The following is a 15,830-nucleotide window of genomic DNA, read 5'->3' on the forward strand; positions in this document are numbered from 1 at the left end:
CGGTCATGACGGATGGGGAAGCCTCTTCACGCCACCATGCCAATGCCTCGATTGGACCGAGCCGCAGATCACTTGTCGAAGCCGCGAGCAAATCAGTCAGCGGCGCCATCTCCTGTGGGTGGCTTCGGAGCCGCCCGCTTTTTGATGGTTGAAATAAGCAGCGCGAGTGAGAATTGGCGTCGAGGACCGTTTGAGACTCGCCGATAACAGACGAGAAATGAGACGCTAAAATCTAGGAAAGACAAGGCAGACGTATGGCCCAAGCCACTGAAAAAGCACTATCGCCTCAAGAACGCGCTGCTGAGGATAGCTTGAAAAAACATGTGGTAGCGGAGGAGGGATTTGAACCCCCGACACAAGGATTATGATTCCCGTGTCACCGTTGTTTTTATTAGCTTTATTCCAGTTATGTCGCAGTTATGTCGCAAGAACGGCAGCCGCAGCTTGCCGCACTAACCTAGAAGGGACCGCTCAGCTGCCGCCAGTTCGTCGGCGTCGTCGCCGCGCGGGAATAAGTGCCCGTAGGTGTCTAGCGTCATCTGGATTGACGAATGCCCTAATCGCTCCTGCACCGACTTGACCGGCAATTCCAGGCCGCCGTCAGCCTTCCGGTTGATGCACCACGAGGCGTAGAAGTGCCGCAGGCTGTGAAGGCCCGTGTACTTCGCCCGCATGATCGGATTGCCGTCCTTATCCACTTTCCCCGTATCGATCGACACGCCGGCTTTGACCAGAGCGGGTTTCAGCGCGCGGTTAACGATGTTGGCGTGGCTCTCCAGGTTCCCTTTGCCGTTCGGAAAAACATAGTGAAGTTCCATGATCGGATTGCCGGCGTCATCGACTTTGCCGGTATCCCGGCGCGGGCAGACAAGCCGCCATTCCCGGAGCGTATTCACCACGATCGGCGGGATGGGAATGGTGCGCTCACCTGCCTCGGATTTCGGCCGGCCGATCTTGCCATATTCATCGGCGCGCTGGCAGACATTGATCGCCCTTCCCTCTAAGTCAACATCGACCCAACGCAGCCCGCGCAACTCCGAAGATCGCATGCCGCTGAAAATGTCGGTTATCAGGAGCGGGCGCCAGTGTCCTTCCAGTGTGGGGAGGATGGTCCGGATTTCAGCCGGAGTCGGTATGTGAACCCCCACCTTGAGTTTGCCCTTCTGACGCTTCTCCTGCCGCTTCTCTTTGCCGTTGCGGCGCTGACGCATATCCCTGACCGAATTGCGCATAGCGAGCCCGCGTTCCACGGCGTCGCCCAAGATGCCGCCGAGACTTACGAGGACCTTCTTGACCATTGCGGGGGAACGCCCCGCCTCCCGGAGTTGATCCTCAAACTCGCGGATCAGTGGAACTGTCATCTTAGAAACCAGCTTGTCGCCGATGAAGTCCTCGATATGGAATTTCAGGTGCCGCTTCCGTTGTTCGATGGTGCTCCGCTCAAGCCCCTCCCCTTCTCCCGTTGTGATCCACAGCTTGCCAGCTTGCTTCACCGTGATGCTATCGCGGTCGGCAATATGAATGCCCTCCCGCACCTCCACGTCCGTCTTGCTCGCGAAGGTGTCGGCGTCTCGTTTCTTTGCGAACGTCTTCTGACGCTTTACACCTTTGGTGTCGAAGTACGTGACGATCCACGCCTCCTTCTGGACGCCGTGTCCGGTCCATGTGCGTTTGCGTACCGACATGATCAGTCCCTTCCCGGCCGGTCTGGCTTGTCGATGACTATGGTCCATTTGCCTGGGCTGCGTTCGCGGATATAACCCCTCATTTCTCATCTCCTTGCCGAAGACTGCTGCCAATGAACTCCAAAAGCGCCGCGTCACTCACAAAGGCATCGAAATCGTTTGAATATCCGGACCGGTGGAAGTCATTGGGCGTCTCAAGAAATTTGATTGAAGCGACAAGTTCGCTTGCCCGGTGTGCGCCATAGTCAGCCGGGTCTTTCATGAACTTGCCAAAGTCGGCGCCTGGGGACGCCGCCTGCATCCGGGCGGCTTGCTCTTCGAGTCGATCAGGAACACGCACGTTGTCCCAAAATCCAAAATAGTGGATTGCAATGTTAAGGGCGGCTTTGAGGGCGCTGCCGGTGAAGGCGTCTTTGTGCCAATGACGCCCGGTTCTTATTTCAAGGTCCGTGGCGATCTTGGCGACCGCGTAAGCGAGCGCACGGACATGTTTGTCGCCTAATGCACGCTTCCAGCGTTCTGGGTGGTCAAAGCTGTCACGCAGTCGGCGTTCAACAATTTGCGACAGCGACTTCCCTGTCTCCTTGCTTTCCTTTTCGAGCGCGGCCCGCAACTCGGGCGTTATCCGCGTCGAAAAGGCTGCCGATTTGCCCGAAAACTCGCCCTTTGGCTTGCGGCCGGCGCCCGGTTCCCGTTTCCCCGCCATCAGAGGCTCCTTATTTGTCTTAATGAATGCATGACAAATGTATTGCGATCTGTTGGCACGCGCAAGGACAAATAGTAAACCCAGGGGTATTGGAAGACAGAGGAGGCCACCGATGACCCTTGAAGATGTCCTAAGACGTCCGACTGTTCCTATCCCCGATGCAGGCCGTGTCTTCTACGGACTCAGCCGCAACGGCAGCTACGAGGCGGCCAAGCGTGGCGACATCCCCACCGTTCGAATCGGACGCAAGATTATGGCGGTGGTTGCTCCAATTGCAGAACAGCTCGGACTTCATCATAATTTTGGTGAAGCAGATTGAGCCCCGCCGCGCGTGGCGCAACAAGGGCTCGATCAGACGGTAGCTAGAAGGTTCTCTTGGACGAGTTCTAAATTCTAGGCTGACCTTTGCCCTGCGTCAATTTGCCGGCGGTTTCCATATCGGAGATCGCAGATGACGAATTTCGTACTATGCCATCGTGAGATGCCGGTTCTCGGCGGGCTTTTGCAGCGGCATATCAATTGGCTACGCACCTGTGGCGTGCCGATGCCCGCTATAGTCCAACCTGAGCTGGTCCGCCTTGCCCATGGCTATAGGGGGTCGGACGGACTATTCGACCCAGATGAGAGCGGCCCCGCTTGGTTCGCGTTTGCCGAAGTCGGAGATGTGATCTTCTGGCGACCGGAAGATGAGCTGGCGCGCTGGACGGGCCGGGCGTTCGCGCTAGGCGAGCAGGCAGTCGACAATGCCGGAACCTATTCCCTCGGCCACTGCCTTCACGTCTACAGGAGCCCCCTTCACTGGCTTAAAGCCGGCCGCGATGGGATCGTGGTCATCGATTGGGAGCGCGCCTTCGATGAACTTCGCCATTGCCCGCGTGTCGCCGTCGATGAAAACCTCCTGTCGGTCTACAGCCGGCACATGCGGCCGCGCCGGCTGCCCGAAGTGTATGTCCTCCCTGAGCGCAGGGGGGTGGCTTCATGACCGACGAACCGAAGTTCGCAGCGTTCAGACTTAACGAATATCAGAAGGCCCACAGAATAGCGGAACCCGATCCGCCGGCCTTTTCGGAAGAGGCCCTGGCGCTTGAATTTGCAGATCGGAACAATTTTCACTTCCGATACGTGGCCGCCTGGAGCCAGTGGATGGAATGGGACGGTATGGTCTGGCGAGCGGACAAGACGCTCGGCGTTTACGACCAGTGCCGCCGACTGTGCCGAGAATTCGCCTCAGATTGCGATGGCAAGGAGGAAGTGCGACGGCGGCTTGCCAGTGCCAAAACCGTGGCAGCCGTCGCCTCACTAATCCGGGCGGACCGGCGGATTGCAGCAGCGATTGATCAATGGGATCGAGACGATTGGATTATCAATACGCCGGCCGGCGTCGTTGATCTGACAACCGGCAGATCACGCATCGCTTCCCCCGGCGACTACTTGACAAAAATCTCGACGGTAGCGCCCGGTGATGATTGCCCGATCTGGCGCGCCTTCCTCGCCCGCGTCACGGCCGGCGACGAGGAACTGCAAGCCTTCCTCCAGCGGATGGCGGGGTATTGCCTGACCGGCATCACCCGCGAACACGCGCTGTTCTTTCTGTTCGGCCACGGCGGCAACGGCAAATCTGTCTTCATCGACACGCTGATGAATGTTGTCGGTGATTACGGCAGGAGCGCACCCATCGAGACGTTTGTCGCGTCTAGTGGTGACCGTCATCCCACCGAGCTTGCCGGCTTGCGAGGCGCGCGGCTTGTGACGGCGGTGGAGACGGAAGGAGGACGCCGTTGGGCGGAATCGAAGATCAAGGCGCTAACCGGCGGCGACCGTATCGCCGCGCGCTTCATGCGTCAGGATTTCTTCGAATACAAGCCGCAGTTCAAGCTCGTGATCGCCGGCAACCACAAGCCCAGCTTGCGCTCCGTTGACGAGGCGATCCGCCGTCGCTTCAACCTGATCCCCTTCACGGTGACAATCCCGCCCGAGGAGCGGGACGAAACCCTGACGGAAAAGCTCCGGGAGGAATGGCCGGGGATTCTCACCTGGGCCATCGAAGGTTGCCTCGAATGGCAGCGCCTCGGCCTGTCACCGCCAAAAGCGGTGACGGAAGCGACGGCGCATTATCTGGACGCTGAGGACGCGCTTAGTGCATGGATCGAGGATTGCTGTCAGCGCGATCCGCAGGCATTCGAGGGCACAGTCCCGCTCTATACATCCTGGAAAGGCTGGGCGGAACGATCCGGCGAGACCGCAGGCTCGCAGAAGCGCTTCAAACAGGAACTCGAAGCGCGTGGATTCACGTCCGACAGAGTTCACAAAATGAGGGGTATTCACGGACTTAGACTTTCCGAGCCAGCTCGGGGAGGACGCTATGGAGAGTTCGATTGATCGCCTCGGTGCCACGTGTGCCGCGACTTTCCATTTCGGGCGTCAACGCGCGCGGCGCGCGAACACTGGAAAAGCAAACTCATGGCAAACATGGCACGCGAACCGTCGAGGAGGCGTTGCGGCGGGGTTTCGAAGTTTCAATGAGAGATGAGAAAGGCGTCAATCCCGGCGCCGGTGCAGGAAGGAAAGATGATGACAAACGACCTGAATAGCGAGCAGCGGAGCAAGCTGGCCGACATCATGGCCAAGGCGACGGATGACGGGGTTCCTTACTGCGGTGACCTCGAACTCGTAAAACGCTTTCGCGTGGCTTGCCCGGAATTGAGCCCCGAGGTCGCAGATAACGCGGTGCGCGGCATGATCCGAGCGGGCCGGATGATGGGTCATATTCCGGTATCCGCTGAACCGGAATTGCCACCTGACTATTCGAAGCTCCCGCCGGAAATGGCCCTGCATCGGCGCATGGTCGATATTTTCGTCAACAACAAGGATGTTGAGGACATGCGGCGGCAGCTCATCAGCGAATGCGGCCATGCGACTAACGAGCAGTTCAGGAAAGCCGGTGAAGAAGGCTTGCACGTGCTCAAAGAACGAATGGAGGAACGGAAACGGCGGATGGAGACGCACGCTCGTTTCGCCCCCCTTTTCGATGACATTGGGGACCTGGAAGCGGGCGTGATCGAGCACGCGGAGCGGAAAGCCGAGCAGGGCGATCCGCTTGCAATCGAATTCCTTCGCTATGTCGCTGCCAATCTGTCGGCCTGATCACCATACGGCAATGCCGGAGCCGTTGATCCGGCGGAAGGAGAATGAAAATGCGCAATCGCAATGATGTTGGCTTGTTTTACCTCCACGACCCGGCTCGTATCGCGGAAACTGCTGTGTTCAAGGCGGACCAGATAAGGGCGGTTCTAGATTGCAGCCCCTTCTGGTTTGGTGAATCCGAGGCGGGCGACCCCTTTGCCGAGGAGAAGAAAGCCACGGTTGTTGCCAAGCTGGCGTTAAAGGGGCCGCACTACAACAAAATTACGAATGGCGAAAGCGTGCTCGCTACGATCCGCGCGCTGTCGATCATCAGCCTCGAACTTCAGGATCGGTTCGCCAAGTTCGGCTACGAGCCGGGCGACTTCGATGAAGACGAAGATGACGAAGCGGCGTGATTAAGGCCGTGGGCGTCCGCAGGACTTGGGCGGGCGCCCGCAATCCGAGCGAGGGAGTCAGATGAGTGAAATCGAACGAGCAGCACACTGGATGTTGAACTGGGTCAAGCAGCATCCCGAAGTCAGGCATCAACGTTGGCTTGCCGACAAGATGGTCTATGAGGCGGTCGAGGCGTTCCCCGAGGTGCGGCCGGAAGAGCTGCAACTCGCGCTATCCAGAGCGATAGAACTTCGCCGCGCCGAAGTGCGCAATCAATAGCCGGGACTAAACGATGAGTGCCACCTCCAGAGAGCGCCAGCGCCGGTATCGGGACCGGCGAAAAGCCGGCCGCCGCGTGCTCCAAATTGAGATCGACGAGGTCGAACTCACCGCCGCGCTGGAACGGTTGAAGATTCTAAGCCCGCTCGACGCCGACGATGACGAAACATTGCGGCGCGGGCTCAATAAGATGATCCAGGTGCTCTGCCGGGGGCTGGCCGATGACGCATAACGCGCCGCTTCGAGGCGATTTGCTACAGTGATAGCTCTCGCTATTTGAATAGGCGGCATAGATGGCAAGCCAAAATGCGTTACACGAAGCCGGCCATGTCTTGGCGGCCCTGCGGCATGGGATCGGCGTCCTTCATGCATCGATCGACGAGATAATCCTGAGGCCACCCGGTGATAGTCTTGAGCGCGGACGGCACCACGGCGCGGTGGCGGTAGGATACGGAATAACCGCGCTAGCGGGCGGAGCTGCGGCGCCTGAAACCGGACTGTCGAAATCGGATGAACTGCTTCTGGAACATGCGTTTTTTCTGGGCTCGTGGTCCGATCCGCCCGACGAGATGCGCCGCGCGCTTTTGGTGCTCGCCGAGGATTTTGTGCACAGTCACCGTGAGGAGATCGAGGCACTTGCCATAATCCTGGATGAACGCCGCAGCCTACCAGACGCCGAGGTCGAGGAAATTTTCGGGAGCATGGGGCAATGACCGACCGCGACGATGAAGAACAGCTTACCATTATCTCGGCGCGCGCCAAGGAGATCAAAACCGGCCTCGACTCCAACTTCACGGAAGAGCAGCTTCAACGGCCATTGAGCAGGCGAATGGTTCACGCACTCGTCGCGGCCACCACAGCCGCCACAGCCGTGAAGCTAAAGGCGCTTTCCGCCCGAGTCGAAGCACTTGAGGAAGGCGGGATCAAATATCTGGGGAATTTTCAGCGCGCGGCCGCTTACGCAAAAGGCGATACTGTCACGCATTCCGGCAGCCTCTGGGTTGCCCTACGGGCTGTCCCTGCGGGGACCGCGCCTGGCAGTGATCCAGCCTGCTGGCAATTGGCTTCGAAAGGCAACAAGCCGGCCAAACGTGCCCCGGTGGGACCGACGTCATGATCAGCGTCGATTTAACTCCCCAAATAGCCGGTACGATCAAAAGGGCATTTGATCTGGCAACCGCGCACCTGCAAAGGCCCCTCACGGATAAGGAAGCCGCGATGATCGTTGCGGCCGTGTTCCGGTATTTCGATGAGTCCGATGCGCCAACGACACGGCTCTCTTAGTCCGCAGTCGCCGATGGACTATGGGTGTGTTACATCGTCTCGGGACGCAAAACAACTGACTCGGGAATTCATTACTAGCGGAGAGATTGCCATCTCTTGCTATTTTCCCTCGGATAACCGCTTCGGCCGCCATTTTCTTTGTTGCAGAATCACACGCACGTGCGAGTTTCTCCTCTCGGTTGTTAGAAACGCGAGAGAACTTTATGAACCTGCTCTATCAGAACACCGGCATTGCAGCGGCCATCCAGCAAAACCACCTGCCGGCAACACTGGCGGAGCTGTTCGGAGACCTCTTTGATGAAGATACCGGCCGGATTCTTCTTCAAGAAACGACGATCATTGACTTCAAAGAAACGATTCCAGAGAGTTTTTCTGAGGGTTACGGTGCCGGCATTATCCGACTTGCGCTTTCCTTCCACAATACTTTCGGCGGGCTAATCGTGTTCGGGGTTGTCGATCGCACTGGCGTGCCGTCCTTGGCGAAGGAGATATTTAATATAGAAGCCTTCAACAGAGTACTCTCTGACTTTAGTGGGAACCAAATTGAATGCTCCCTTCGTCGATACGCACTAAAGGAGGGTGCGGATACTCTGCCAATCCAAGTTGTATTGGTTCCTGCTCGTCGTGCTCAGCGACCGGCTCGGTTAACGCGATCCCTATCCAAATACGGGCAAGGTGCTCTTTGGGTGCGAGATCGCCACGAGGTATTAATAGCGGAACCTCGCCATCTACCACTTCTGTACGGCAATCGTTCGTCATTCTTTTCTAGAAACGAGGTTGGAAGCGTATCAGTACACAGGTCGCTGCCACCTTCTCCATCAACGATGGACGAGTTTGTCGGTCGGTTCGGTCTTCTACATGATTTGTGGGATTGGCTCGTATTTAGTAATCATGTCCGGATGTACCTGCATGGGCCCGGAGGAAGCGGCAAGAGCACGTTGGCATATGAGTTTGCTACCGCAGTAGCGCATTCGCCTTATAGGATTACGCTACCGAAGGGCAATACGCTCGACTACGTGTTGTTTCTGTCTGCCAAGGAAACTGCGCTCGACCCCTTCCAGCAGAAAGAAAGCAACTTCACTCAACGCGATTTCGCGACAGCTGAGGAGCAAGTAAAGCAAATTCTTTACCACGCCGGACTTGTGGCGAGCACTGAGCTAGAGGGGTTATCGGAAGAAAGCGTTGAAGAGCATCTCGACGAACTTGTCGACAATTTTTCTGGTTTAATAGTGATCGACGACATCGATGCTCTTACCCGCCGAAATCGGGACACTGGCGAGGAACTACTTTTCCAAAAAGCAGCACAGTGTTCCGGCCGCCTCAAAATCCTATACACCTCCCGCTACGCACCACCATATGCATTGAAAACCGCCAAAGAAGTGCCTTCGCTCGACTTCGAACACGAGTTCTTTAGGTTCATGGAATCCTGCTGTCGCCAGTTCGAGGTTGCTCCACCGGCGGGCAACAATGCTCTCCGGTTGTTTGAAATCAGCGCCGGCCTCCCAATCCTCATAGAGACGATTATCGGCCTCAGACGCAATTGTTCGTCATATGAAGAGGCCTTCAAAGCATACGAAAGTCGCGAAGGAGATGCGGCGCGTCGCTATCTCTATCAACGGGAATACGATCGACTAGAGGCGGCCACCAAAGCGCGCCATATGCTTGCAGCATTGAGCCTAATTGAAACCCCTGTCTCCATTACCGCAATTGGGCACATCACTTCATATTCAGAAGAGCAGATTAGAGATGCGGTCACGCAAACAAAGGGGATATTCCTAAAATCTACTGAGAACGAAAATGGAGATACCCTGTACGAACTTGCTACGCCTGCCATAGGTTTCGTCAGACAAGTTTCTCCAGATTTGCCATACTACCCGGCTTTGCAGAAAGCTATCAGTCACTTTAAGCAAGAGAGCGGACGAACACCTGCGCATGAAGCAGCGATCCTTGTTAGGATGCAGAAGCTCGCTCGCACCTCGGATTTCGACCGCATTGTCGAAGAAGGGACCGCTATTCCAACGAGTGACTCGATATGGGGAAATCCGCAGTTCCTTGGCCTTTTGGGGCAGGGCTATGCGGCACGCGGCGCCGCAAATGCCGAAGATGCGAGAGGCTACTTTGCACGCGCTTTTGCTCTCCACTCGCGTGACATTTTTATGCTTAGGACCTGGTATAAGCTTGAATTTTCCGCACCGCACACCATCAAGAGTGCAGAGGACCTCTGCCGGAAGGTGTTACAATCTGGATCGCTCTCGCAGCGACATCGATCAGAGTTTTACTCGAAGCTTGGGCAGGTTCTTGAAACCCAAGCACGGCCGTTCATTCACACTGATAAGACCCGGGCAATCAGCATGATGAAAGCATCGCTGGAAGCTTATTTTGAAGGGAAATGGCTAGCGCGGGATGTCGAGCAACTCGACTCAACACTGCAAGATGATTGGATAAGTAGCCTCGCTGGCAAGCTATTCCGTCTGCTGCAGGACGACCTCGAGCCTCTCTTTGATTTCATCGAAAAACTGTCCGACAAAAACCACGACGTCGACTTGGAAGCCATCCGAATCTTGATTGATCCGATGAAGACGATGGTTCACAGTGCCAAGCCTTCGGCCTGCAGTAAAGTTGCCGCTCTGGCCCGTCGCACAGCTGCTCGGTATGCGCGCCTGAAAAAGCCCCTCAGCGAGCAACCAGGGTTTTCGTATGTGACTGAAGCCCTGCGCGACATCATCCAAACCTTACATTCCAAGATGAAGACTGACCAAGGTGAACATACGCGCTAACCTGGGGGGCGGAGTAAGGCTCAAAGGACAACGTGCCAAGGGACCCGCGCGCCTCTCATCCGCAGATTTTTTTCTGGCGCCCAAAACTACATGAGAGGTTTTTCCCGTCCGTGGATGAAGCACCCGAAAAGTACCCCGGCCGCCGACCTCATCGCCCGACGGATGTACAACGCCGTCTCGTCCAGATGCTTGCCGCCGAGGGCATTCCGCAACGCGAAATCTGCCGCGCACTGGAGATTGATCCGAAAACATTGAGGCGACACTATCGGCGTGAGCTGGACATCGCCGCCGCGAAGCTCGAATCCGCCCTGACTTTCCACCTCCTCCGCATCGCCGGAGGGAGAGGCGCCGTCGCGTTGAAGGCGATCCGGTTCGCGTTGCAGTCACGCTTCGGATGGTCGGAATTTGCGCCACGACCGCCCGGTTGAGGGCCGCATGCGCCGGATTGCGCCAACCGAGCCAACGGGTTGGAGGTAGCTACGGCCCTTTACAAAAATCGCGACGATCGTTGTAGTGCGGATATGATGACTCGCTGCATTTGCATTACCCTTTTGGCTTCGCTCGTCGGCGGCTGCGCCCCTCCATATCCCAGGGTTTGGGTTGGATGTCCTTTTGAAAAGCAGATCGTCGTAGATAATGATTTCCGCTGCGCCGACCGCGATACAGAACCACGCCGGGGTGAGACGCCATGACCACGGCCGACACCGCTACCCTCCTCGAAGACGCCGCCGATCGGATCGCGGACGTCTCCCGACCCGACCTTCAGATCATTCTTCGCCGTGCCGCGCTGCTGTTGCGCAACTCCAGCTCGATCGCCTTCGACGACGACGTTGAAGAAGCCCTCCGGGATCTGTCTGGCGAGTTCGGCAAGACGCGCAACGATACCGTCCGATTCATCGTCCGGGAGTGGTTGGAGCAGAACACCTATCTGCCGGTGCACGAACTGGACGAAGATGGCGATGTTGATGGGAGTGCCTGAGCCGCGCTATTCTTGGCCGGCACCGACGACGTGCGAACCCGAAGTGGAGCATCGACATGCCAAGCCTCGCGCAGATGACCGGTTCACTGCATATCCACAATTTCTACATCGGAAAGCTGAAGGCTAAGCAGGAACAGCTTTTCGACAGCGACCCCGACCTGGCGATGCTTCTCGACAATGTGGCTGCCATTCTGTCCGAACACGCTGCCGTATTGGCTGAGGACATTGCCGACATTGAAGATGATGATACGTGAAAGGCGGCCCGCGCCAAGTCCGTCATGCGTAGACGCCGTATTCAAGACGATCAAGATAGTCTTCAATAAGTTCGAGGCCGGCGGGCGTCCCGAGAAGATCGATCGGGCGGCGCTGGTCGAGCCCGATGGCTGGGCGCTCCAGCCATTGCTCGGCCTCAGCATGAGATGCGAAGATACCCGCCGCCTTCGTAAGAATTTCTGCGAATTTACGCGAGTGGCCGCTCCGTTCTAGGCTGCGCGCCTTCGAGCAGGCATCAACATTGGTCATTGCCAGACATCCTCTTTGGCGGCTGTCCATCTCGCGGCCGAGATTTCGTTCATCTCTTCAATGGTCAACGGCTCTCTCGTCTTGCCAGCATGTCGTCCGATGAATTCGTCGATAGTTCCCGTTGGCCGAGCAGCCTTTATCCCCAGTTCGCCCCTGGGAAGCTTTTCCACTTCAATGTGCTCCCCCGGCCTGACACCAAGGTGCGCCAACAAATCGCGTCCCAACGTGAGTTGTCCTTTCATTGTAACGAAAAGGGAAGGCATCGGAAATCTCCAATCGGTCACAAGCGAAGTAGTTCTGATTTACAGAACTTACAGCATATACAGCATATACAGCATTTACAGCGCTGGCCTGCTTGAGCCTGTGTCTTTACGACGCGGCGCAAGATCGGTCACATAGTGTACATCGCGTGAGCACATATTCCTGCCGCAACACCAGCAGGAGAACACGCATGAGTGAAATCGCAACAATCGGATTGGACTTGGCCAAGCAGGTATTCCAAGCCCACGGCGCGGACGCACAAGGGGCAACAGTGTTCAATCGGAAACTTCGTCGCGCCGAGTTGCTTCCGTTTTTCGAGAAACTTCCTCCTTGCATCGTGGGAATGGAGGCGTGCGGAAGTGCTCACCACTGGGCCAGAGAGATCAGCGCTTTAGGGCATGAGGTCAGAATATTGCCGGCGCAGTATGTGAAGCCGTTTGTTACCCGCGGGAAAACAGATGCGGGCGACGCGATAGCCATCACTCAGACGATGAAACGACCCGATGTCCGCTCCGTTCCGGTGAAGACGGCAGCGCAGCAAGGGGCGACAATGGTTCTGCGCACGCGGACCTTCTTTGTCCGACAAAGAGCAAATGCGGTCAACGCACTGCGCAGTCATATGGCAGAGTTCGGCCTCGTTGCAGATCGCGGCATTGCAAACTTCGGCAAACTTGTCGCTGCACTTCCAGAACGAGGCGACGCTCGCATTCCTCCGGCGGCGCGTCTGATGCTCGACGAAATCCTGGACGAGATCGAGAAACTTACGGAGCGAATTCAGCGCATCGACGACCAGATCGCAGCTCATGCAAAGCAGGACGAGGATATTCGCCGATTGACGGCCATTCCCGGTATTGGGACCCTGACAGCATGCGCAATTCAAGCGCACGTGCCTGACCCCGGCTGCTTCAAATCCGCTCGCCACTTTTCGGCATGGCTCGGCCTGACGCCAAAGCCGAATTCGAGCGGCGAAAAGCTGCGATCGGGAAAAATTTCGAGGATGGGAAACGTTGATTTGCGTTCCCTTCTTTATATTGGCGCTATGGCTGTGCTTAGCGCGGCTCGCCGGTTCGGCACACGCTCTGGATGGCTGCGGAGGCTTATGGACAGGCGCCCGCTCAGAGTGGTCGCAGTCGCGCTCGCCAACAAGACTGCGAGAGTTGTCTGGGCGCTGCTCACCAAAGGCGGAGGTTACCAAGCGCCGGCGGAATTGGCAGGAAATTAGTGTTCCAACCACGGCTCTTGGCGGGATACCAATAGGTGCGGGAGTTTAAAGCGGCAGCATGACAAGTTCCAAGTAGGACAGGCTGGACCACAACAGGCGCCGTTGGAGTGCGAGGAACATAATAGCCACCTACTTGCCGTGTCGACGCATGGCCGCCGTCTAAAACTTGACGACGAGACCGATGAGCATGTTGGGTCATGGCTATGGCCGCTCCATACAATCCCCGTACCGCGGGTCGTCTGGCGAGAGCTGGGCGGCCCGCTCACCACGATGCAGGCTGATCAGCAGAAGGGATCGCGCTGTTGTTCAGCGGGGCCGAGGAGATGGGACGCCCCGAACACAAAAATTGCTATCCACATCCGCATTAGCGGCTTCACTACGTCGCGATTTGCTTTCAAGAAATGCAAGCGTACCGCTAATATCATCATCAAGTAAGCCTGCGGACACATAATCAGCATTCCAAGAAGTGGGCCTTGGAATCTAGCTGCATCGTAAACTTCTTCGTAGAAGCTTTCATAATAGTCTATCTGCCTCAACAATACGTAGAAGGAGATAAAATATATAAGAGAGATTATTGTTATTGTTTTCCTAGCTATATTGATTTTATTCAATTCTAAATCTCACATGCGTTGTATGTCAGCATGTCTGCCGAGAGAAAAAACTTGCGGGTGGCCAAAAAAAGGGACGCAGGACGGGACGATGGATAGATACTTGAGGAATAGCAAGCGGCATATAGAAAAATGTGCAACGTCGCAGACAAGCAGGAGACCGTCTGACGCGCCGGTGGTCCACCGAGCATTGTCCCTCTGGGTCGAAATCAAGAGCTGGAGCAACACGAAATGATTGCCGGAGTGATCCTGTGCGCCTCGCTGACGGCGGTGGACGGCGACACCGTGAAATGCGACGGGCATGCGACTGCTTGGGGAAGGAATTCCGTTCGTTTCGGGCATCGACACGCCGGAGATCGGTTCGCGTGCGAGGTGCTTGAAGGAACGGAAACTGGCGCTAATCGCCAAGGGACGACTCAAAGAGCTTTTGGCTGAAAGGAGTCTGAGGGTGATGTTCAGCGGCGCGGTGGACAAGACACAAACGCACAGGCCGCTCATCAACATCTACCGAACGAATGGTGAAGAAATCGGCAAGAAGCTGCTGCGGGAGGGCTTCGCGCGGACCTGGAGCCCGAAGGAACGGAATGACTGGTGCGGTTAGTTGGCGAGGCCCCCGCGCGCTACGCCTTTTGGACGGATATCGCCGTGCTCCAACCGTCGCTACAATCCTCGCGCGAAATGACGGGGATGGGGATGCGTCAGAGTTATCGCAATCCGCAGAAGAAATCGGTGCTATTCAGGGCGCCGGGTTTGGTCATCGGCGCGGTCGCATTTGGTGCGGCCGGCGGCTGGACCGCTAGCGACATGCTGGCTTCACGGAGCGCCTCTGGCGGCGCCGGACTATCATGCCGGATCAAGGGCAACGTTTCCATCGAGACGGGCGAGCGCATCTTCCACGTGCCGGGGCAGAAATACTACGCACAGACGAAGATCAGCCCCCAGTATGGAGAACGATGGTTTTGCTCGGAATTTGAAGCTTGGGCGGCCGGCTGGCGGAAATCGAAATCGTGAGGCTTTGGCGTGGACATGCCGTTGGAAATGGACTTGACCGAAGATGGCGTCGGTAAGCTTGCCGAAGTTTTCCGGGTGCCGCCTAAAGAGACGGCCCCACGCACGCAATGTTCTCTCCGGAGCATAATCCCCGGCCATTATCGATGAAGCGCGCTGGCGGCCCGGTGGGAGGCAAAGCGGGGCATCAGCGCCGCCTTGCCAACCGCTCGGTGATCAGCGCAGGACGAGTTGCCGCGAGAGCCAAGCGGGCAATGCCGCATTAAGTCGCGGGTGAAACTCGGTGCTCGAGACCACGCCAACGACGGTTCTACGCACCGTATCGAGGACTATAGGGCTTCCGCTCATCCCGGCCTTGGCTCGTTCGCTAGTCAAAACCGACCGGGCGGTAATGCCCAAACCGCAGTGAACCCATCTGTCTTCGAGCGTCAACCATGCGCCGCTGCGTTGTTGCACACCGTTAAATGCCGCGTCTTGTTCGAGGGCAAGAGGCAAGCCCTTCCGGTCCTCAACGAAAGCGTCATAGGCTTCGGCTTCGTTCCATAAAATGTCGCCGTCTGGTTCGCCAAGCACTGCAACGTCGGCTACCGGATCGACAAACAGGCATTCCACCGTGATCGATGGCTCATCCCCGAGCGCGCCGACTAGGCGGGGATAGGTCCTCTCCTCGGTCATCATTATGCCTCCGATGGCAGGCGGCATATTCGGCAGGCAATGTGCGCAGGTGATGATGATAGGACTATGGACCGTTCGCGCCACGAACCCCCGGCCATCCCCGACCCGGACCACGGAGTCCTTGGCATTGGTATATTCAAGCGGAGTCTGCCTGACGGTATTGAGCGTTAACAATTTTGCAGGGGTGGTGTCTTCGGACATCACAAAACCTCCTCAAGGGTTGAGATTGAAGAGGCAGGTGGCCGTCCCCTGATCACGCTCGTCGGGCCGTCCTACCAGTCAGCTTTGCGATGCCTTACCGCGAC

Annotated in this window: 22 protein-coding genes and 2 pseudogenes; 18 read left to right on the top strand and 6 right to left on the bottom strand. The window is 57.0% G+C overall.

All coding sequences use genetic code 11. The annotated features are described in order from the left end of the window. Positions 1-452 precede the first annotated feature (452 nt). Both J2J99_RS18170 and J2J99_RS18175 read right to left on the bottom strand, forming a co-directional pair. Complete coding sequence (locus tag J2J99_RS18170) at positions 453-1,685, bottom strand: tyrosine-type recombinase/integrase (RefSeq protein WP_168296139.1); 1,233 nt, start codon at positions 1,683-1,685, stop codon at positions 453-455. A 79-nt stretch (positions 1,686-1,764) separates the two neighbouring features. Then, complete coding sequence (locus J2J99_RS18175; RefSeq protein WP_168296138.1) at positions 1,765-2,391, bottom strand: hypothetical protein; 627 nt, start codon at positions 2,389-2,391, stop codon at positions 1,765-1,767. Positions 2,392-2,503: 112 nt separating this feature from the next. On the opposite strand from J2J99_RS18175, the gene J2J99_RS18180 reads away from it, so the two are divergent. The 15 genes from J2J99_RS18180 to J2J99_RS18250 all read left to right on the top strand — a co-directional run bounded on the left by J2J99_RS18180 (position 2,504) and on the right by J2J99_RS18250 (position 11,483). Further along, entirely contained in the window at positions 2,504-2,710 is a 207-nt protein-coding gene (locus J2J99_RS18180) for a hypothetical protein (RefSeq protein WP_130822564.1), read from the top strand. Positions 2,711-2,842: 132 nt separating this feature from the next. Next, positions 2,843-3,373, top strand: a complete 531-nt coding sequence (locus J2J99_RS18185; protein WP_168296137.1) for a hypothetical protein — start codon at positions 2,843-2,845, stop codon at positions 3,371-3,373. Continuing rightward, positions 3,370-4,770, top strand: a complete 1,401-nt coding sequence (locus J2J99_RS18190; RefSeq protein ID WP_168296136.1) for a phage/plasmid primase, P4 family — start codon at positions 3,370-3,372, stop codon at positions 4,768-4,770. Before J2J99_RS18185 ends, J2J99_RS18190 begins: the two co-directional genes overlap by 4 nt. Further along, positions 4,767-4,982: a hypothetical protein gene (locus J2J99_RS18195; RefSeq protein WP_168296135.1), complete on the top strand. Its 216-nt coding sequence runs from the start codon at positions 4,767-4,769 to the stop codon at positions 4,980-4,982. Before J2J99_RS18190 ends, J2J99_RS18195 begins: the two co-directional genes overlap by 4 nt. Further along, positions 4,960-5,535 carry a hypothetical protein gene (locus tag J2J99_RS18200; RefSeq protein ID WP_168296134.1) on the top strand — a complete coding sequence of 192 codons (576 nt, stop codon included), beginning with the start codon at positions 4,960-4,962 and terminating at the stop codon, positions 5,533-5,535. The genes J2J99_RS18195 and J2J99_RS18200 overlap by 23 nt, the downstream gene beginning before the upstream one ends. Positions 5,536-5,585: 50 nt before the next feature. Further along, positions 5,586-5,930: a hypothetical protein gene (locus J2J99_RS18205; RefSeq protein ID WP_168296133.1), complete on the top strand. Its 345-nt coding sequence runs from the start codon at positions 5,586-5,588 to the stop codon at positions 5,928-5,930. 61 nt (positions 5,931-5,991) lie between these two features. Continuing rightward, entirely contained in the window at positions 5,992-6,189 is a 198-nt protein-coding gene (locus tag J2J99_RS18210; protein ID WP_168296132.1) for a hypothetical protein, read from the top strand. A 13-nt stretch (positions 6,190-6,202) separates the two neighbouring features. Beyond that, entirely contained in the window at positions 6,203-6,421 is a 219-nt protein-coding gene (locus J2J99_RS18215; RefSeq protein WP_168296029.1) for a hypothetical protein, read from the top strand. A 61-nt stretch (positions 6,422-6,482) separates the two neighbouring features. Next, positions 6,483-6,902 carry a hypothetical protein gene (locus J2J99_RS18220; RefSeq protein WP_168296131.1) on the top strand — a complete coding sequence of 140 codons (420 nt, stop codon included), beginning with the start codon at positions 6,483-6,485 and terminating at the stop codon, positions 6,900-6,902. Further along, entirely contained in the window at positions 6,899-7,306 is a 408-nt protein-coding gene (locus J2J99_RS18225; RefSeq protein ID WP_168296130.1) for a transposase, read from the top strand. Before J2J99_RS18220 ends, J2J99_RS18225 begins: the two co-directional genes overlap by 4 nt. After that, positions 7,303-7,473, top strand: coding sequence for a hypothetical protein (locus tag J2J99_RS18230; RefSeq protein ID WP_168296129.1), 171 nt, complete (start codon positions 7,303-7,305; stop codon positions 7,471-7,473). Before J2J99_RS18225 ends, J2J99_RS18230 begins: the two co-directional genes overlap by 4 nt. 203 nt (positions 7,474-7,676) lie before the next feature. After that, entirely contained in the window at positions 7,677-10,250 is a 2,574-nt protein-coding gene (locus J2J99_RS18235; RefSeq protein ID WP_168296128.1) for an AAA family ATPase, read from the top strand. A 110-nt stretch (positions 10,251-10,360) separates the two neighbouring features. Further along, complete coding sequence (locus tag J2J99_RS18240) at positions 10,361-10,678, top strand: hypothetical protein (protein WP_246763144.1); 318 nt, start codon at positions 10,361-10,363, stop codon at positions 10,676-10,678. A gap of 260 nt (positions 10,679-10,938) precedes the next feature. Then, a complete protein-coding gene (locus J2J99_RS18245) occupies positions 10,939-11,229 on the top strand; it encodes a CopG family transcriptional regulator (protein ID WP_168296127.1) in 291 nt (96 codons plus the stop codon). Positions 11,230-11,285: 56 nt separating this feature from the next. Then, entirely contained in the window at positions 11,286-11,483 is a 198-nt protein-coding gene (locus tag J2J99_RS18250) for a hypothetical protein (protein ID WP_168296126.1), read from the top strand. A 22-nt stretch (positions 11,484-11,505) separates the two neighbouring features. On the opposite strand, the pseudogene J2J99_RS18255 reads toward J2J99_RS18250, so the two are convergent. Next, positions 11,506-11,739: pseudogene (locus J2J99_RS18255) on the bottom strand (antitoxin Xre/MbcA/ParS toxin-binding domain-containing protein); the annotation flags it as partial. A gap of 8 nt (positions 11,740-11,747) precedes the next feature. Beyond that, on the bottom strand, positions 11,748-12,014 hold the full coding sequence (locus J2J99_RS18260) for an AbrB/MazE/SpoVT family DNA-binding domain-containing protein (protein ID WP_168296125.1): 267 nt from the start codon (positions 12,012-12,014) through the stop codon (positions 11,748-11,750). A 188-nt stretch (positions 12,015-12,202) separates the two neighbouring features. Between J2J99_RS18260 and J2J99_RS18265 the strand changes: the two genes are divergently transcribed. Continuing rightward, positions 12,203-13,234, top strand: coding sequence for an IS110 family RNA-guided transposase (locus J2J99_RS18265; RefSeq protein WP_168296124.1), 1,032 nt, complete (start codon positions 12,203-12,205; stop codon positions 13,232-13,234). Between the two features lie 281 nt (positions 13,235-13,515). Here the strand turns inward: J2J99_RS18265 and J2J99_RS34730 are convergent, their stop codons facing one another. Continuing rightward, positions 13,516-13,845: a hypothetical protein gene (locus J2J99_RS34730; protein WP_168296123.1), complete on the bottom strand. Its 330-nt coding sequence runs from the start codon at positions 13,843-13,845 to the stop codon at positions 13,516-13,518. Positions 13,846-14,073: 228 nt separating this feature from the next. Here J2J99_RS34730 and J2J99_RS18275 point away from each other — a divergent pair. Then, a pseudogene (locus J2J99_RS18275) lies at positions 14,074-14,443 on the top strand (thermonuclease family protein). 92 nt (positions 14,444-14,535) lie between these two features. Continuing rightward, entirely contained in the window at positions 14,536-14,853 is a 318-nt protein-coding gene (locus tag J2J99_RS18280; RefSeq protein ID WP_168296122.1) for a sunset domain-containing protein, read from the top strand. A gap of 213 nt (positions 14,854-15,066) precedes the next feature. On the opposite strand, the gene J2J99_RS18285 is transcribed toward J2J99_RS18280, so the two are convergent. Further along, a complete protein-coding gene (locus tag J2J99_RS18285) occupies positions 15,067-15,726 on the bottom strand; it encodes a hypothetical protein (protein ID WP_168296121.1) in 660 nt (219 codons plus the stop codon). Positions 15,727-15,830: the final 104 nt, after the last annotated feature.

It is taken from the genome of Rhizobium binae (genome assembly GCF_017357225.1).
GTDB classification, from domain to species: domain Bacteria; phylum Pseudomonadota; class Alphaproteobacteria; order Rhizobiales; family Rhizobiaceae; genus Rhizobium; species Rhizobium binae.

Excerpts from the sequence above, each read along its gene's own strand:
- J2J99_RS18170 (WP_168296139.1), bottom strand. The coding sequence starts at position 1,685 with ATGTCGGTACGCAAACGCACATGGACCGGACACGGCGTCCAGAAGGAG.
- J2J99_RS18175 (WP_168296138.1), bottom strand. The coding sequence starts at position 2,391 with ATGGCGGGGAAACGGGAACCGGGCGCCGGCCGCAAGCCAAAGGGCGAG.
- J2J99_RS18180 (WP_130822564.1), top strand. The coding sequence starts at position 2,504 with ATGACCCTTGAAGATGTCCTAAGACGTCCGACTGTTCCTATCCCCGAT.
- J2J99_RS18185 (WP_168296137.1), top strand. The coding sequence starts at position 2,843 with ATGACGAATTTCGTACTATGCCATCGTGAGATGCCGGTTCTCGGCGGG.
- J2J99_RS18190 (WP_168296136.1), top strand. The coding sequence starts at position 3,370 with ATGACCGACGAACCGAAGTTCGCAGCGTTCAGACTTAACGAATATCAG.
- J2J99_RS18200 (WP_168296134.1), top strand. The coding sequence starts at position 4,960 with ATGATGACAAACGACCTGAATAGCGAGCAGCGGAGCAAGCTGGCCGAC.
- J2J99_RS18205 (WP_168296133.1), top strand. The coding sequence starts at position 5,586 with ATGCGCAATCGCAATGATGTTGGCTTGTTTTACCTCCACGACCCGGCT.
- J2J99_RS18210 (WP_168296132.1), top strand. The coding sequence starts at position 5,992 with ATGAGTGAAATCGAACGAGCAGCACACTGGATGTTGAACTGGGTCAAG.
- J2J99_RS18215 (WP_168296029.1), top strand. The coding sequence starts at position 6,203 with ATGAGTGCCACCTCCAGAGAGCGCCAGCGCCGGTATCGGGACCGGCGA.
- J2J99_RS18220 (WP_168296131.1), top strand. The coding sequence starts at position 6,483 with ATGGCAAGCCAAAATGCGTTACACGAAGCCGGCCATGTCTTGGCGGCC.
- J2J99_RS18225 (WP_168296130.1), top strand. The coding sequence starts at position 6,899 with ATGACCGACCGCGACGATGAAGAACAGCTTACCATTATCTCGGCGCGC.
- J2J99_RS18230 (WP_168296129.1), top strand. The coding sequence starts at position 7,303 with ATGATCAGCGTCGATTTAACTCCCCAAATAGCCGGTACGATCAAAAGG.
- J2J99_RS18235 (WP_168296128.1), top strand. The coding sequence starts at position 7,677 with ATGAACCTGCTCTATCAGAACACCGGCATTGCAGCGGCCATCCAGCAA.
- J2J99_RS18245 (WP_168296127.1), top strand. The coding sequence starts at position 10,939 with ATGACCACGGCCGACACCGCTACCCTCCTCGAAGACGCCGCCGATCGG.
- J2J99_RS18250 (WP_168296126.1), top strand. The coding sequence starts at position 11,286 with ATGCCAAGCCTCGCGCAGATGACCGGTTCACTGCATATCCACAATTTC.
- J2J99_RS18260 (WP_168296125.1), bottom strand. The coding sequence starts at position 12,014 with ATGCCTTCCCTTTTCGTTACAATGAAAGGACAACTCACGTTGGGACGC.
- J2J99_RS18265 (WP_168296124.1), top strand. The coding sequence starts at position 12,203 with ATGAGTGAAATCGCAACAATCGGATTGGACTTGGCCAAGCAGGTATTC.
- J2J99_RS18280 (WP_168296122.1), top strand. The coding sequence starts at position 14,536 with ATGCGTCAGAGTTATCGCAATCCGCAGAAGAAATCGGTGCTATTCAGG.
- J2J99_RS18285 (WP_168296121.1), bottom strand. The coding sequence starts at position 15,726 with ATGTCCGAAGACACCACCCCTGCAAAATTGTTAACGCTCAATACCGTC.